This is a genomic window from Pseudomonas asturiensis (assembly GCF_900143095.1).
Lineage (GTDB): Bacteria > Pseudomonadota > Gammaproteobacteria > Pseudomonadales > Pseudomonadaceae > Aquipseudomonas > Aquipseudomonas asturiensis.
In genome coordinates this window covers 40,798-55,562 of the sequence record NZ_FRDA01000005.1, presented here as the reverse complement: position 1 = coordinate 55,562, position 14,765 = coordinate 40,798, and the positions used below count along the sequence as shown (strand labels likewise).

At 60.5% G+C, this 14,765-nt stretch carries 15 protein-coding genes; 9 read left to right on the top strand and 6 right to left on the bottom strand.

The features are described 5' to 3' along the window. Positions 1-391 precede the first annotated feature (391 nt). Positions 392-571: a hypothetical protein gene (locus BUB69_RS10570; RefSeq protein WP_024688949.1), complete on the top strand. Its 180-nt coding sequence runs from the start codon at positions 392-394 to the stop codon at positions 569-571. A gap of 65 nt (positions 572-636) precedes the next feature. Here the strand turns inward: BUB69_RS10570 and BUB69_RS10565 are convergent, their stop codons facing one another. From BUB69_RS10565 to cysM, 5 genes are all read right to left on the bottom strand, one after another. Then, positions 637-1,179, bottom strand: a complete 543-nt coding sequence (locus tag BUB69_RS10565; RefSeq protein ID WP_073165884.1) for a DUF2058 domain-containing protein — start codon at positions 1,177-1,179, stop codon at positions 637-639. A 26-nt stretch (positions 1,180-1,205) separates the two neighbouring features. After that, positions 1,206-2,039, bottom strand: a complete 834-nt coding sequence (gene mazG / locus BUB69_RS10560) for a nucleoside triphosphate pyrophosphohydrolase (protein WP_073165881.1) — start codon at positions 2,037-2,039, stop codon at positions 1,206-1,208. 76 nt (positions 2,040-2,115) lie between these two features. Then, positions 2,116-4,359 carry a GTP diphosphokinase gene (relA, locus tag BUB69_RS10555; RefSeq protein WP_073165878.1) on the bottom strand — a complete coding sequence of 748 codons (2,244 nt, stop codon included), beginning with the start codon at positions 4,357-4,359 and terminating at the stop codon, positions 2,116-2,118. A 157-nt stretch (positions 4,360-4,516) separates the two neighbouring features. Next, the gene (gene rlmD, locus BUB69_RS10550; protein ID WP_073165874.1) at positions 4,517-5,872 is read right to left on the bottom strand and encodes a 23S rRNA (uracil(1939)-C(5))-methyltransferase RlmD; all 1,356 of its coding nucleotides are present in this window, start codon (positions 5,870-5,872) and stop codon (positions 4,517-4,519) included. Continuing rightward, the gene (cysM, locus tag BUB69_RS10545; protein ID WP_073165871.1) at positions 5,872-6,774 is read right to left on the bottom strand and encodes a cysteine synthase CysM; all 903 of its coding nucleotides are present in this window, start codon (positions 6,772-6,774) and stop codon (positions 5,872-5,874) included. Before cysM ends, rlmD begins: the two co-directional genes overlap by 1 nt. Positions 6,775-7,022: 248 nt before the next feature. Here cysM and BUB69_RS10540 point away from each other — a divergent pair, with 248 nt between their 5' ends. From BUB69_RS10540 to BUB69_RS10525, 4 genes are all read left to right on the top strand, one after another. Continuing rightward, complete coding sequence (locus BUB69_RS10540) at positions 7,023-9,776, top strand: response regulator (protein ID WP_073165867.1); 2,754 nt, start codon at positions 7,023-7,025, stop codon at positions 9,774-9,776. A 237-nt stretch (positions 9,777-10,013) separates the two neighbouring features. Further along, a complete protein-coding gene (locus BUB69_RS10535; protein WP_073165862.1) occupies positions 10,014-11,003 on the top strand; it encodes a 2-hydroxyacid dehydrogenase in 990 nt (329 codons plus the stop codon). Positions 11,004-11,048: 45 nt separating this feature from the next. Beyond that, positions 11,049-11,486, top strand: coding sequence for a hypothetical protein (locus BUB69_RS10530; RefSeq protein WP_073165859.1), 438 nt, complete (start codon positions 11,049-11,051; stop codon positions 11,484-11,486). After that, entirely contained in the window at positions 11,483-11,890 is a 408-nt protein-coding gene (locus tag BUB69_RS10525) for an META domain-containing protein (protein WP_073165856.1), read from the top strand. The genes BUB69_RS10530 and BUB69_RS10525 overlap by 4 nt, the downstream gene beginning before the upstream one ends. A gap of 200 nt (positions 11,891-12,090) precedes the next feature. On the opposite strand, the gene BUB69_RS10520 is transcribed toward BUB69_RS10525, so the two are convergent. Beyond that, a complete protein-coding gene (locus BUB69_RS10520; protein ID WP_073165851.1) occupies positions 12,091-12,558 on the bottom strand; it encodes a TlpA disulfide reductase family protein in 468 nt (155 codons plus the stop codon). A 132-nt stretch (positions 12,559-12,690) separates the two neighbouring features. Here BUB69_RS10520 and arsC point away from each other — a divergent pair, with 132 nt between their 5' ends. From arsC to BUB69_RS10500, 4 genes are read left to right on the top strand one after another with little or no spacing between them, the layout of a single operon-like run. Further along, the gene (gene arsC, locus BUB69_RS10515) at positions 12,691-13,044 is read left to right on the top strand and encodes an arsenate reductase (glutaredoxin) (RefSeq protein ID WP_073165848.1); all 354 of its coding nucleotides are present in this window, start codon (positions 12,691-12,693) and stop codon (positions 13,042-13,044) included. Continuing rightward, positions 13,041-13,646: an NAD(P)H:quinone oxidoreductase gene (gene wrbA, locus BUB69_RS10510; protein WP_073165845.1), complete on the top strand. Its 606-nt coding sequence runs from the start codon at positions 13,041-13,043 to the stop codon at positions 13,644-13,646. The genes arsC and wrbA overlap by 4 nt, the downstream gene beginning before the upstream one ends. Then, a complete protein-coding gene (locus BUB69_RS10505; protein WP_073165842.1) occupies positions 13,639-14,055 on the top strand; it encodes a DUF2069 domain-containing protein in 417 nt (138 codons plus the stop codon). The genes wrbA and BUB69_RS10505 overlap by 8 nt, the downstream gene beginning before the upstream one ends. Before the next feature lie 38 nt (positions 14,056-14,093). Then, entirely contained in the window at positions 14,094-14,765 is a 672-nt protein-coding gene (locus BUB69_RS10500) for a DNA-3-methyladenine glycosylase I (RefSeq protein ID WP_073165838.1), read from the top strand.

The following is a 14,765-nucleotide window of genomic DNA, read 5'->3' as shown; positions in this document are numbered from 1 at the left end:
TTGACGTGACTCCCTGCTGCACAGAGCCCCGCAATGCGGGGCTTTTTATTGCCTGGTGTTCAGCCCCCGCACGATCAGGTTACCGATCGCTGCCACGTTCTGCATGGCAATGCCCCTCGGGACGCTCCGCGTCCGATCTGCCAGGCGCCAACGTTTGTGGCAGTTGTGCCACCCCGCAAGACACATGAAAAATCCTTCATTTAACCGTGACTTACCCGCAGCCCACGGTTTTCAAGGGCTGAGGCACGACGATCAATTTTTGACCAGCCGGGAACCTGAACAGCCTATTTACTTAGCCAGCTAACAGATTCTATAAAAGAGTCCTGCGACACATCGCCGCAGTATCCAGAGGCCTAACCATTAAGGCCATTAAAGTCAGGAGCTAACTACTATGACTGTCAGAGTTACTGAACGCGACGACGCCCACCTCTCTCACGAAGCCGTTGCCGACGGCATCCAGATCTGGGACGTGCATCAACAGGATCAACTGGTCGGCATGTTTCACATAGAATCCGAGGCCTATCGGTACAAGGAAGAGCTGGAAGCCCTGGAAAACCAGCGCAACCACTAAACGCATTTTCAGAATTGAAGAAAGACAAAACCCGCTCAAGGCGGGTTTTGTCATGCTGGTCTTCACTACCACATGAGGTCGTCAGGCACCTGGTAGGCGGCGTACGGATCGTCTGCATCCGGCGCTTCGGTCGGTGTGTTGAGCAACACGATCCGGCGCGGATCGCGCTCCTGAATCTTCAGGGCCGCTTCACGCGGGATGATCTCGTAACCGCCGCCATGATGAACAATGGCCAGCGAGCCGCTGCTGAGCTTATTGCGCACCAGCGCGTTGACCGAGATACGCTTGACCTTCTTGTCATCAACGAAGTTGTAGTAATCCTCGGTGGTCAGCTTGGGCAGACGCGAGGCCTCGATCAGTTGCTTGACCTGCGCAGCACGGGCTTTCTGCTCGACCTTTTCCTGCTGCTGACGATTGAGCTCCTGATCGCGTTTGACCTTCTCGGCCAGCGCTTCCTGAGCCGCACGCTTCTGCGAATCATCGACCTGAGCCTGCCCCTTGTGCACCAGGCGCTGCTCTTTCTGCTTGTCCTTGCTGACCTGCTTGGCCTGCTTCTGGTTGACCAGCCCTGCCTTGAGCAGCTGATCACGAAGTGAAATACCCGCCATCTCTTTTCTCTCTCTTAAGCAACCACTCAGCCGCAGCGGGGTGCGTTTTTTTCCTGACGTTTGGCCTCGCCCCACAGCGCGTCCATGTCTTCGAGGCTGCAATCCTCGATGGGCCGCTGGGCGTGGCGCAAAGCCTGTTCAATGAATCGGAAGCGTCTGTCGAATTTGCTGTTGGCCGAGCGTAACGCAGTTTCCGGGTCAACTTTAAGGTGTCGGGCCAGATTCACCACACCAAACAGCAGATCGCCGATTTCTTCAGCGATGCCTTCGGCGTCATTATCGACCATCGCTTCGAGCACTTCATCGAGTTCTTCGCGGACCTTGTCGATCACCGGCAGTGCGGCGGGCCAGTCGAAACCCACCTGCGAGGCACGCTTTTGCAACTTGGTAGCGCGACTCAATGCAGGCAGAGCAACGGGCACGTCGTCGAGCAGGGACAACTGCTCGGGCGCAGATGACTTTTCTGCGCGTTCCTCGGCCTTGATCTCGTCCCAGCGCCGATTGACCTCTTCGTCGCTCAGACGCGGGGTTTCCATGGGCGCATACAGCTCGCCGGTCGGGAACACATGGGGGTGACGACGCAGCAACTTGCGCACAATGCCATCGACCACACTGTCGAACTCGAAGCGCCCCTCTTCCTTGGCCAGATGAGCATAGAACACCACCTGAAACAGCAGGTCGCCCAACTCGCCCTGAAGCTGATCGAAATCGCCCTGCTCTATGGCGTCGGCCACTTCGTAGGCTTCTTCGAGCGTGTGCGGCACGATGGTGGCGTAGGTCTGCTTCAGATCCCAAGGGCAACCGTATTGCGGATCGCGCAACCGGGCCATGAGGTGCAGCAGGTCTTGAAGTGTGTGCATTGCAAAATCTCTTTTACCGCTGCGCCACCACTGCCGGTCAGTACCCGGACAGTGGTGGCCTAAGGAGAGCCCTGAATCAAGGCGTCCGGTTACGGCGCGTTTCGATGATGTTCGGCAACTGGGAAATGCGTCCCAGCAACCGGCCCAGCGCGTCCAGACCCGGAATTTCGATGGTCAGCGACATGAGCGCGGTGTTGTCTTCCTTATTGGAGCGCGTATTGACCGCCAGCACGTTGATCCGCTCGTTGAGCAGCACCTGGGTCACGTCACGCAACAGACCTGAACGGTCGTAGGCACGAATGATGATGTCCACCGGATAGGTGAGCACCGGCACCGGCCCCCAACTGACCTGAATGATCCGCTCGGGCTCGCGCCCGCCCAGTTGCAGCACCGAAGCGCAGTCCTGACGGTGAATGCTCACACCGCGCCCTTGAGTGATATAACCGACAATGGCATCGCCCGGCAGCGGCTGGCAGCAACCGGCCATCTGCGTCATCAGGTTGCCCACGCCCTGGATCTGGATATCGCCACGCTTGCCCGGCTTGTACCCCGTGGCCTTGCGCGGGATCAGCTCCAGCTGTTCGTTCATCCGATCCGGCTCGACCTGCTGCTGAGCCAGGTTGACCAGTTGCGCCAGACGCAAATCACCGGCACCCAGTGCGGCGAACATGTCATCAGCGGTCTTGTGATTGGCCTTGTCGGCGAGCTTGTCGAAATCGACCTGCGGCAGGGCCAGACGCGCCAGCTCGCGCTCGAGCAAGGTTCTGCCGGCCGCGACGTTCTGATCACGGGCCTGCAGCTTGAACCAGTGAACGATCTTGGCCCGCGCCCGCGAGGTGGTGATGTAACCCAGGTTCGAGTTCAGCCAGTCGCGGCTCGGCGTACCGTGCTTGCTGGTGATGATCTCGACCTGCTCGCCAGTCTGCAGGCTGTAGTTGAGCGGTACGATCCGGCCGTTGATCTTCGCACCACGGCAGTTGTGGCCGATTTCGGTGTGTACCCGGTAGGCGAAGTCCAGCGGCGTCGCGCCCTTGGGCAGGTCGATGGCATGGCCGTCGGGGGTGAATACGTAGACGCGGTCGGGCTCTATGTCGACGCGCAACTGCTCGGCCAGCCCGCCAATGTCGCCCAGTTCCTCGTGCCATTCGAGGACCTGGCGCAACCAGGAGATTTTCTCTTCGTAATGGTTGGAGCCGGATTTAACGTCAGTGCCCTTGTAGCGCCAGTGCGCGCAGACGCCGAGTTCGGCCTCTTCGTGCATCGAATGGGTACGGATCTGAACTTCCAGCACCTTGCCTTCCGGCCCGATGACGGCCGTGTGCAGCGAGCGGTAACCGTTTTCCTTGGGGTTGGCGATGTAGTCGTCGAACTCCTTGGGAATGTGCCGCCACAAGGTGTGCACAATGCCCAGCGCGGTATAGCAGTCGCGCATTTCCGGGACCAGTACACGCACCGCGCGCACGTCGTAGATCTGGCTGAAAGCCAGCCCCTTGCGCTGCATTTTGCGCCAGATGGAATAGATGTGCTTGGCACGGCCGCTGATGTCGGCCTTGACGCCGGTGGCCAGCAGTTCGTTTTCCAGCTGGGACATCACGTCACTGATGAACCGCTCGCGGTCCAGTCGACGCTCGTGCAACAGCTTGGCGATCTGCTTGTACTGTTCAGGCTCAAGGTAGCGGAAAGACAGGTCTTCCAGCTCCCACTTGATATGCCCGATGCCCAGACGATGGGCCAGTGGCGCATAGATATCGAAGACTTCCCGGGCCACACGGTTGCGCTTTTCGTCGTCGGCGTTTTTCACCGCACGAATGGCGCAGGTACGCTCGGCCAGCTTGATCAGCGCGACGCGTACATCGTCGACCATCGCCACCAGCATCTTGCGCAGGTTCTCGACCTGAGCCTGACTGCCCAGCACCAGCGACTGGCGCGGGCTGAGACTGGCGCTGATCGCGGCCATGCGAAGCACGCCGTCGATCAGCTTGGCAACCGTCGCGCCAAAATGCTGCTCGACATCCGGCAACGGGATCACGCCTTCGCGCACGCCACGGTAGATGACCGCCGCGACCAGCGAATCCTGATCCAGCTTGAGGTCAGCCAGGATCTCCGCGATTTCCAGACCGGTCTGAAAACTGGAGGTGCCGTCTGCCCAGTGATTCTTCAGTGCCTTGTCGTTGTGCTCGGCTTGCCGGGCGAACTCACAGGCCTTTTTCATGACTTCCCGGTCCAGGACCAGGTCGACGCTGACAATATGATCAAGCCATGCGTCGAGGTTGATACTGCCGTCTGTGTTTATCGGCTGGTGCGCTCTCACCTGTACCATGCTGCTTACCTTCCCTACGGCGCGATGAATAGCGCCATCAGTCGCCAGCCTTCTGAGCGAATGCCACTTGCCGGGCAAGCAAGGACCGACATTCGCGGGCCAGTCGGATTAAATGAGATTCCCTGTCAGCAGCTGACTCGATCCAATGAACCGCCACTCACTTACTCATTTCAAATAAAGCCATCGCCTCGACATGCGCCGTCTGAGGAAACATATCGAGAATTCCGGCACGTTTCAGTCTGTAGCCCTGATTGACCAGTTCGACCGTATCACGGGCCAAAGTTGCCGGGTTGCATGACACATAGAGCAACCGTTGGGCGCCTGATTTCCTGATCTGGCGAACCACTTCAAATGCACCGTCACGCGGTGGGTCCAAGAGTACCGCAGAAAACCCCTCGGCTGCCCAGTTCGCGTTCGTCAGCGGCTGCGAAAGATCCGCCTGAAAAAACTGCACGTTGTGCAGATCATTACTCATGGCGTTTATCGACGCACGTTCGACCATGGTCGCAACGCCCTCGACAGCCACCACTTCCTTCGCCACTCCGGCCAGCGGCAAGGCGAAATTGCCAAGCCCGCAGAACAGGTCCATAACCCGCTCATCGGCCGCAGGTGCCAGCCAGTCCAGCGCCTGTTCGATCATCGCGGTATTGACCGCTGCGTTGACCTGAATGAAATCACCCGGACGCCATTCCAGTTCCAGATTCCACGGTTCCAGGCGATAACCCAGCTCATCACCGGCGTTCGCCGGTTGCGGATCGCCCTCGCCGTGCAGCCACAATTGCGCGCCGTGATCGGCACAAAATGCCTTGAGGAGGGTCAGATCAGCCTCGGCCAGCGGCGCGGTGTGGCGCAGCAGCACGGCCGTTGCTGAACCACTGAACAGCTCGACATGCCCGAGCGCCTGAGGCTTGCTCAGACGGCGCAGCATGGCAGGCAGTTGCGTCATGATCGGTTGCAAGGCCTGTACCAGCACCGGGCATTCCTCGATGCTGACGATGTCCTGACTGGCCGTCGCGCGAAAGCCGACATCGAGCCGTTTGGCCTTGATGTCCCAGCGTACAGCGACCCGAGCGCGCCTGCGGTAGGCCAGTTCGGAACCACTCAGGGGCGCTGCCCATTCCTGCGGTACGACATTGGCCACCCGCAACAATTGCTCGGCAAGCATGCGCTGTTTCAGGGCAAGCTGTTCGTCATGAGGCACGTGTTGCACGCTGCACCCCCCGCAACGCCCGAAGTGCTTGCACACGGGTGGGCGACGCATTTCACTGGCGGTGAACACCCGCTCGGTGCGCGCTTCGACTACCTTGCCGCGCGCATTGAGCACCCGCGCTTCGACCTCTTCGCCCGCCAGACTGCCCGCGACGAACCAGGTTCTGCCTTCCAGAAACGCAATGCCGCGTCCGTCATCCGACAGACGCTCGATGATCAGGCGCTGTTTTTTTCCAACAGGCACCTGCACGGTCTTGACGCCGCCGGTCGGCTGGAAGCGCAGTCCTCTCTCATGCTTGGCCATCAGTTGGGCGCGTCGTAAATGCCAGTCGACAGGTAACGGTCGCCTCGGTCACAGATGATTGCCACGATCACGGCGTTTTCGACTTCGCGGGAGATGCGCAGCATGCCCGCCACCGAACCACCCGATGAGACACCACAGAAGATGCCTTCTTCACGGGCCAGACGACGCATGGTTTCTTCGGCTTCGGTCTGGCCCATGTCGATGATGCGGTCCACACGGTCAGCCTGATAGATTTTCGGCAGGTACTCGTATGGCCAGCGGCGGATGCCGGGAATCGACGCGCCTTCCATCGGTTGCAGACCGACGATCTGTACCTCGGGATTTTGCTCCTTGAGGTAGCGCGATGTGCCCATGATGGTGCCGGTGGTGCCCATGGAACTGACGAAATGGGTAATGGTGCCGCCAGTCTGCTTCCAGAGTTCCGGACCGGTGGAGGTGTAGTGCGCCTCAGGATTGTCGCCGTTGGCGAACTGATCCAGCACCTTGCCGCGACCTTCGGCCTGCATGCGCTCGGCCAGATCACGAGCACCTTCCATGCCTTCTTCCTTGCTGACCAGGATCAGCTCGGCCCCGTAAGCGGTCATCGCCGCCTTGCGCTCGGCGCTGGAGTTGTCCGGCATGATCAGGATCATGCGATAGCCTTTGATCGCGGCGGCCATGGCCAGGGCGATACCGGTGTTACCGGAAGTGGCTTCGATCAGAGTGTCACCGGCGTGGATCTGGCCGCGAAGTTCGGCGCGCGTGATCATCGACAGCGCAGGACGGTCTTTGACCGAGCCTGCGGGGTTGTTACCTTCAAGCTTCAACAAGAGGGTATTGCTGGTGTGACCCGCCATGCGTTGCAGACGCACGAGCGGGGTGTTGCCGACGCAATCGGCAATGGTTTGATACTGCAGGGTCATGGCGTATTCGCAATCCAGACTGCGGGGGCGCCTATCATAACGGCAAACGCTCAAACCCCATATCACGCAAAGTGCGCGACCTATAACCAAAAGACATAACGAACCCCCTTGCTGTCGAGCGCACATCGACCACCACACTAATCTGCCCAGGCTGTCGGTAAATGGCTAAACTCATTCCCTTGTGCCGATAGGGCCAGGCGACTGTTGCCTGATATCGACGGACTGATACCGGTTGCTGGAGAGAGAGCGTGCTGACCAAGCTGGGCATAAAAGGCCGCGTATTACTGTTGACGATTCTGCCCGCCAGCCTGATGGCGGCAGTGCTTGGCAGTTACTTCACCTGGATGCAACTGTACGAACTGCAGAGCCAGTTATTGCAGCGCGGCGAAATGATCGCTCAGGAGCTGGCACCGCTGTCGGCCAATGCGCTGGGCCGCAAGGATAAGATCCTGCTGAGCCGCATCGCGACCCAGACACTCGAACAGGCCGACGTGCGCGCCGTGTCGTTTCTGGATGTGGACCGCAGCGTTCTGGCCCATGCCGGGCCAACCATGATCAGCCCCTCGCCAATTGGCAACAGCTCGCAACTGCTCAACTCGTCCGGCAATGATGCGACCCGCTATCTGCTGCCAGTGTTCGGGCATCAGCGTCATCTCACCAGCCCGATCATTCCTGCCGAAGCCGATACGCTGATGGGCTGGGTAGAGCTTGAAATCTCCCACAACGGTACGCTGCTGCGTGGCTACCGGAGCCTGTTCGCCAGTCTGTTGTTGATCGCCAGTGGCCTGGCCGTCACGGCCATTCTGGCGGTGCGCATGAGCCGCACCATCAACGGCCCGCTGAGCCAGATCAAGCAGGCCGTGTCGCAGCTCAAGGACGGTAACCTGGAAACACGCTTGCCGCCGCTCGGCAGTCGGGAACTGGATGAACTCGCCTCGGGCATCAACCGCATGGCCGCGACCCTGCAGAATGCGCAGGAAGAACTGCAGATGAGCATTGACCAGGCGACCGAGGACGTCAGGCAGAATCTGGAGACCATCGAAATCCAGAACATCGAACTGGACCTGGCCCGTAAGGAGGCCCTCGAAGCCAGCCGGATCAAATCCGAATTTCTGGCCAACATGAGCCACGAAATCCGCACGCCGCTCAATGGCATTCTCGGCTTTACCCACTTGCTGCAAAAAAGCGAACTGACGCCACGTCAGTACGACTACCTGGGCACCATCGAAAAGTCTGCGGATAACCTGCTGGCCATCATCAACGAAATTCTCGACTTCTCGAAAATCGAGGCCGGCAAACTGGTGCTGGACAATATTCCGTTCAACCTGCGCGACCTGTTGCAAGACACCCTGACCATTCTCGCCCCGGCGGCCCACGCCAAACAGCTGGAGCTGGTCAGTCTCGTGTACCGCGACACTCCACTGGCGCTGTCGGGCGATCCGCTGCGTCTGCGGCAGATCCTGACCAACCTGGTCAGCAACGCGATCAAGTTCACCCGCGAAGGCACCATCGTCGCCCGAGCGATGCTTGAGGATGAAACCGAGGAAACCGCCCAGCTGCGCATCAGCGTGCAGGACACCGGCATCGGGCTGTCCAGTCAGGATGTGCGGGCACTGTTTCAGGCGTTCAGCCAGGCCGACAATTCCCTCTCCCGACAACCGGGGGGCACAGGTCTGGGACTGGTGATTTCCAAACGCCTGATCGAGCAGATGGGTGGCGAGATCGGTGTGGACAGTACGCCCGGCGAAGGCTCGGAGTTCTGGATCAGCCTGAGCCTGCCCAAGGCTCGCGAGGACAAGGAAGAAACTGCCAATCAGCCCCTCGACGGGCTGCGCGCTGCCGTGCTTGAACACCATGACCTGGCGCGCCAGGCACTGGAACATCAATTGGAGGATTGCGGACTGCAGACACTGGTTTTCAATAACCTTGAGAACCTGCTCAACGGCGTGACGGCCGCGCATCAGACGCCGCTGGCCATCGACCTTGCCGTGCTGGGCGTGACCGCGCTGGAAATCTCGCCCGAGCGCCTGCGCCAGCACATCTGGGACCTGGAAAACCTCAACTGCAAAGTCATGGTCCTGTGCCCGACCACCGAGCATGCGCTGTTTCAGCTGTCGGTACATGACGTGTATACCCAACTGCAGGCCAAGCCCGCCTGCACCCGAAAACTGCAGAAGGCACTGTCCGAGCTGATCGCGCCCAGGGCGGTTCGCACCGACATCAGCCTGCCACTCTCGAGCCGGCCGCCTCGCGTGCTGTGCGTGGATGACAACCCGGCCAACCTGTTGCTGGTGCAGACCCTGCTCGAAGACATGGGCGCCGAAGTCGTCGCGGTGGACGGAGGTTACGCCGCCGTCAGCGCTGTGCAGCAGGAGGCGTTCGATCTGGTACTGATGGACGTGCAGATGCCGGGCATGGACGGCTGCCAGGCCACTGAGGCGATTCGCGCCTGGGAAACCGAACGCAATCAGTCCTCGCTGCCGATTGTCGCCCTCACGGCGCACGCCATGGCCAATGAAAAACGCTCGCTGCTGCAAAGCGGCATGGACGATTACCTGACCAAGCCCATCAGTGAACGGCAGCTGGCGCAGGTGGTGCTCAAGTGGACCGGGCTGGCGCTGCGCAATCCGATACCCGAACGTCAGGCTGAGAACGTTGAAGCGCACGTCGGCCCACTGGTGCTGGACCATGAAGAAGGACTGCGACTGGCGGCGGGCAAAGCCGATCTGGCAGCTGACATGCTGGCCATGCTGCTGGCCTCGCTGGACGCCGACCGCGAGGCCATTCGTGCTGCACGTGCCAGCGACGACATTCAAGGCATCATCGAACGTGTTCACCGCCTGCACGGCGCGACCCGTTATTGCGGCGTCCCGCAACTGCGCGCTGCCTGCCAGCGCACCGAGACCCTGCTCAAACAGGACGCGCCGCACACCGAAGACGCGCTGGACGACCTGGACAAGGCTATCACCCGACTGGCCGCCGAGGCCCGGGTGACGGCTTGATCTTAAAGAGCCCTTTTAAAGCGCCGGACTGAATGCATACCCCGTGAGAGGCGGCTTGCCGGCGATGGCGTCAGTTCAGCCACCTAGAGGGCGCTGCAGAAAAAGCATCGCCGGCAAGCCGCCTCCCACAGTCCGTTGGTTGCCGAAAATTTGTGTACAACGCTACGCGTACCGGGCGGCATGCGAACGCTAAGCATTGGCACGATCAATTTTTGATTCCGCAAAAGGACCCTCCCCATGCGTGTACTCATCTACAGCAGTCAGGAATACGACCGCGCCAGTTTTCTCGCTGAACGGCTGCCAGAGGGGTTGGATCTGACCTTTCAGCCCGCGCGCCTGACCCTCGAAACCGTCGCCCTGGCCGACGGCTTCGAGGTGGTCTGTGCGTTCATCAATGACGAGCTCAGTGCCCCGATACTGGAGCGGCTAGCTGCAGGCGGTACACGCCTGATCGCGCTGCGCTCGGCCGGTTTCAACCATGTGGACCTGCCCACGGCGCAGCGCCTGGGATTGAGTGTGGTGCGGGTTCCGGCGTATTCGCCGCATGCCGTGGCCGAGCATGCGGTGGCACTGATCCTGTCGCTCAACCGCCACCTGCACCGCGCCTGCAACCGGACCCGCGATGGCGATTTCAGCCTGCATGGCCTGACGGGGTTCGATCTGGTGGGCAAGACCGTCGGCGTGGTCGGCACCGGCCAGATCGGCGTGACGTTCGCAAAAATCATGGCCGGGTTCGGCTGCAAATTGATCGCCCATGACCCCTTCCCCGCTCCCGACGTTGCAGCACTGGGCGCGCAGTACATGAGCCTGCCCGACCTGCTGGCGCAGGCGCAGATCATCAGCCTGCACTGCCCGTTGACCGAACAGACCCGCCACCTGATCAACGAACAATCGCTGGCGACCCTGCAACCTGGCGCCATGCTGATCAACACCGGACGCGGCGCACTGGTGGAAACGCCCGCGCTGATCAACGCGCTGAAAAGCGGCCAACTCGGTTATCTGGGGCTGGACGTGTACGAAGAGGAAGCCCAGCTGTTTTTCGCGGACCGTTCCGACCTGCCGTTGCAGGATGACGTGCTGGCGCGCCTGCTGACCTTCCCCAACGTCATCGTGACGGCGCACCAGGCCTTCCTGACCAAAGAGGCACTGGGCGCCATCGCCCGCACGACGCTGGACAACATTGTCGCCTGGTCGGCGGGTACGCCGCAGAATCGGGTAGAGGGTTAACCTCGCGCCCGTGCATGTTAGGATGCGCGCAATTTTGGAGGACCCATGGCCGAACACGATTTCCGCTACAGCATGCTCAACCCGCAACACACGCTGACCGAATGCCGCACCCTGGGACCTGGTCGCTATCAGGTCACCGGCAACGGCGGCTCGATCCACAACAACGACCAACTGTTGGTGACCATCAAGGGCAGCAAGAGCCTTTACATGCGTCTGTCGGTCGAGAAAGTCCGGCACCTGATCAACCCGCCCGGGCAATGGGTGGCGGTAGCCCACGGTCCGGTCTTCGACGAACTGGCAATCCATGAGTGGCAGGTCCACTGCGACCGCTGCAACGCGGAGTTGAAGTTCGAGTTCATGGTCGAGAGCAAGCTGGGCGTCAAAGCGCAGAAACCTGCCGCCACCGCCCGCATTGCGGAACTGGGCTGGAAAACCGAAGGCGAGAAGCATTTCTGCAAGAAGTGCCAGGGGCCAGCGGCATGAGACAGTGGTTACTTGCAAGCCTGATCGGTAGCGCACTGTTGGCAGGCTGCGCGACGCAGACGCCGACCATTCAGCAGGACCGAAGCTATGTGATGGAGTGGATCGGTGAACGTCCGCTGATCGACAACAGCCGCCTGACCATGACACTCGGTGCCGACGGTCGCGCTTATGGCAACGCGGGCTGCAATCACTGGTTTGCACCTTACAGTTTGCGGGACGGCACCATCAGCTTCGGTGCCCTGGGCAAGACCCGCAAGATGTGTGCACCGGCGCTGATGGAGCAGGAACAGCGTTTCCTGAAATCCATGTCCACCGTGCAACGCTGGGACATCTCGCCGATTCAGCAATTGCGTTTGTGGCCGGCTGAAGGCAAGCCGCTGCGGTTCTGGCTGGAAGAGAGCTGATAAAAAACGGCTGAACAAACACCTTCTTTGTGGGAAGCGACTTGCCGGCGATGGCATCAATTCAGCCGATGACAGGTCGCCTGAAAAACCGGATCGCCGGCAAACCGCTTCTTATCAAACAACCTGTAACTGACTGAAGAAACGCGATCAAAGACGTGGTGGCGCCTCCCACCGTCTGCGCTCAGATCGTCAGCCTTGAATCACCCTTCCCCACGCAGCGTCTTGAGCTTCTGGATCACGGTCGCAGCAGACTGTTCGCCCAGCAACTGCTCACGCATCTTGCCCTTGTCGTCGATGATGTACGTCACCGGCAACGCCTCGGACGGCGGCAGGTCGTAGCGCTCGGCCGGGTCCTGCGCCAGCACGGTGAATTTGATGCCCAGCGCGTCCGCGGCCTTTTTCAGCTCGTCGCCCTGCAGGTTGTCGAAGTTGACGCCCAGCACCGTGACCTTCTTGTCCTTCAACTGCTCGGACAAGGTATTGAATTCAGGGATCTCCGTCCGGCACGGCCCGCACCATTCGGCCCAGTAGTTCACCACCAGCCAGTGGCCATCAATGCGCTCGCTGGACACCTTCTGGCCGTTCTGGTCCGCGCCCAGATCCACGCCACACCCGCTGAGCAGCAAACTGCCGATAAGCGTCACCGCTGCTGCCAATCGCCTTACCATCTGTGCTTCCTTCCTCGACTCTGAAGACCGGTTACTTATGACCGCGAATACGACTATTGACCACTCGATATGTCGAACAGTGCCCTCGCGTGGGTAGAATACGCGCCACTCCCAGCAATATGCGACCTGCAAATGACCGATCTGACGCTGTATCACAACCCGCGCTGCACCAAATCCCGCGGCGCGCTGGAACTGCTTCAGGCCCGCGGCCTGACTCCTGACGTCGTCCTGTACCTGGAAACACCGCCGGATGCCGCACAACTCCGCCAACTGCTGGGCAAGCTGGGCATAACTGCACGGCAACTGCTGCGCACTGGCGAAGACGACTACAAACACTTAAACCTGGCTGACCCGAGCCTGAACGATGAGCAATTGATCGCCGCCATGGCTGCCCATCCGAAACTGATCGAACGACCGATACTGGTGGTTGGCGACAAGGCCATCATTGGCCGTCCACCCGAGAACGTTCTGGAGCTATTGCCATGAGCACGCCTTACATTCTGGTTCTGTATTACAGCCGAAACGGTTCCACCAGCGAAATGGCCCGCCAGATCGCCCGGGGTATTGAGCTGGGCGGCATGGAAGCGCGACTGCGCACTGTGCCTGCCATCTCCGCCGACTGCGAAGCAACCGCGCCCGGCATTCCGGAAAACGGCGCGCTGTACGCCAGCCTCGATGACCTCAAGCACTGCTCCGGCCTGGCGCTGGGCAGCCCGACCCGGTTCGGCAACATGGCCGCGCCGCTCAAGTACTTTCTCGACGGCACCAGCAACCTGTGGCTGACCGGCGCATTGGTCGGCAAGCCCGCCAGCGTGTTCACCTCCACCGCCAGCCTGCACGGCGGTCAGGAAACCACCTTGATGTCCATGCTGCTGCCGCTGCTGCACCATGGCATGCTGGTCATGGGCCTGCCGTACAGCGAATCGGCGCTACTGGAAACCACCGGCGGCGGCACGCCTTACGGCGCAAGCCACCACGCAGGTGCCGACGGCAAGCGCCCGCTGGACCGTCACGAAACCGACCTGTGTCGCGCCCTGGGCCAACGTCTGGCGAAGACCGCGCTGCAACTGGACGCTCCGCGTGGCTAAAACGCCCAAGGCGCTGCCAGCCAGGGAATGGCTGGAACCACGGGTGCGTGTCAGCCGGGCCATCAGCCTGATCTGTTTTCTGGGCATGATCGCGCTGCTGTCGGTGTATTACCTGCTGTTTGCCGACCTGCACGGGGCACGTCCAGGCGTGATTCTGGCCATCGAACTGCTGCCGCTGCTGATTCTGACACCGGGCATGCTCGGCGGCAGCCCGCGCGGCCATTCGTGGACGTGTTTTGTCATCAATGTGTACTTCATCAAAGGCGCGATAGCCGCTTTTGATTCGAACCGCTGGCAATTTGGTGTGCTTGAAATGGCGACCAGCATGGCGGTGTTCATCAGCGCGCTGCTCTACGTGCGCTGGCGCTATCAGCTAAATCGCAAACTTGCGGCGCTCGGGCAGGTCTGAACCCTCGACCTGCCTTTTGACTGTCCTTTGGAGAACCGATGCACGATTACAAATGGCTGAACGAGTATTGCCTGAACCGTTTCGGCTCCGCCAAAGCACTGGAAGCCCATCTACCCACACCCAAAACGCCCAAACAGCTGCAAGCCATCAGCGCTGACCGCTACTTGTCTACCCTTGCCCTGCGCGTGTTTCGAGCCGGTCTCAAACACAGCCTTGTGGACTCCAAATGGCCGGCGTTCGAAGAGGTATTCTTTCGCTTCGACCCCGAAAAAGTCGTCTTGATGGGGGCCGACCACCTGGAGCGCCTGATGCAGGATGCGCGCATCATTCGCCACCTGGGCAAGCTCAAGAGCGTGCCACGCAACGCGCAACTGATCCTGGACATCGAACAGGAACACGGCAGTTTCGGCCAGTTCATCGCCCAGTGGCCTGTCGATAACATCACCGGGCTGTGGCAGTACCTGGCCAAGCACGGTAACCAGATGGGCGGGCTGTCCGCGCCGCGCTTCCTGCGCATGGTGGGCAAAGACACGTTCATTCCCAGCTACGACGTGGTGGCAGCGCTGAACGCGCAGGACATCGTCGACAAAGTGCCGACCAGCAAACGCGATCAGGCCATCGTGCAGGATGCGTTCAATCAGTGGCACGCCGAAAGTGGCAGGCCGATGTGCCAGCTGTCAGCCATGCTGGCGTTCACCGTCAACCACTGA

Bases quoted from the DNA above. Each gene is read 5' to 3' on its own strand.
- BUB69_RS10570 (WP_024688949.1), top strand. From the start codon at position 392: ATGACTGTCAGAGTTACTGAACGCGACGACGCCCACCTCTCTCACGAA.
- BUB69_RS10565 (WP_073165884.1), bottom strand. From the start codon at position 1,179: ATGGCGGGTATTTCACTTCGTGATCAGCTGCTCAAGGCAGGGCTGGTC.
- mazG (WP_073165881.1), bottom strand. From the start codon at position 2,039: ATGCACACACTTCAAGACCTGCTGCACCTCATGGCCCGGTTGCGCGAT.
- relA (WP_073165878.1), bottom strand. From the start codon at position 4,359: ATGGTACAGGTGAGAGCGCACCAGCCGATAAACACAGACGGCAGTATC.
- rlmD (WP_073165874.1), bottom strand. From the start codon at position 5,872: ATGGCCAAGCATGAGAGAGGACTGCGCTTCCAGCCGACCGGCGGCGTC.
- cysM (WP_073165871.1), bottom strand. From the start codon at position 6,774: ATGACCCTGCAGTATCAAACCATTGCCGATTGCGTCGGCAACACCCCG.
- BUB69_RS10535 (WP_073165862.1), top strand. From the start codon at position 10,014: ATGCGTGTACTCATCTACAGCAGTCAGGAATACGACCGCGCCAGTTTT.
- BUB69_RS10530 (WP_073165859.1), top strand. From the start codon at position 11,049: ATGGCCGAACACGATTTCCGCTACAGCATGCTCAACCCGCAACACACG.
- BUB69_RS10525 (WP_073165856.1), top strand. From the start codon at position 11,483: ATGAGACAGTGGTTACTTGCAAGCCTGATCGGTAGCGCACTGTTGGCA.
- BUB69_RS10520 (WP_073165851.1), bottom strand. From the start codon at position 12,558: ATGGTAAGGCGATTGGCAGCAGCGGTGACGCTTATCGGCAGTTTGCTG.
- arsC (WP_073165848.1), top strand. From the start codon at position 12,691: ATGACCGATCTGACGCTGTATCACAACCCGCGCTGCACCAAATCCCGC.
- wrbA (WP_073165845.1), top strand. From the start codon at position 13,041: ATGAGCACGCCTTACATTCTGGTTCTGTATTACAGCCGAAACGGTTCC.
- BUB69_RS10500 (WP_073165838.1), top strand. From the start codon at position 14,094: ATGCACGATTACAAATGGCTGAACGAGTATTGCCTGAACCGTTTCGGC.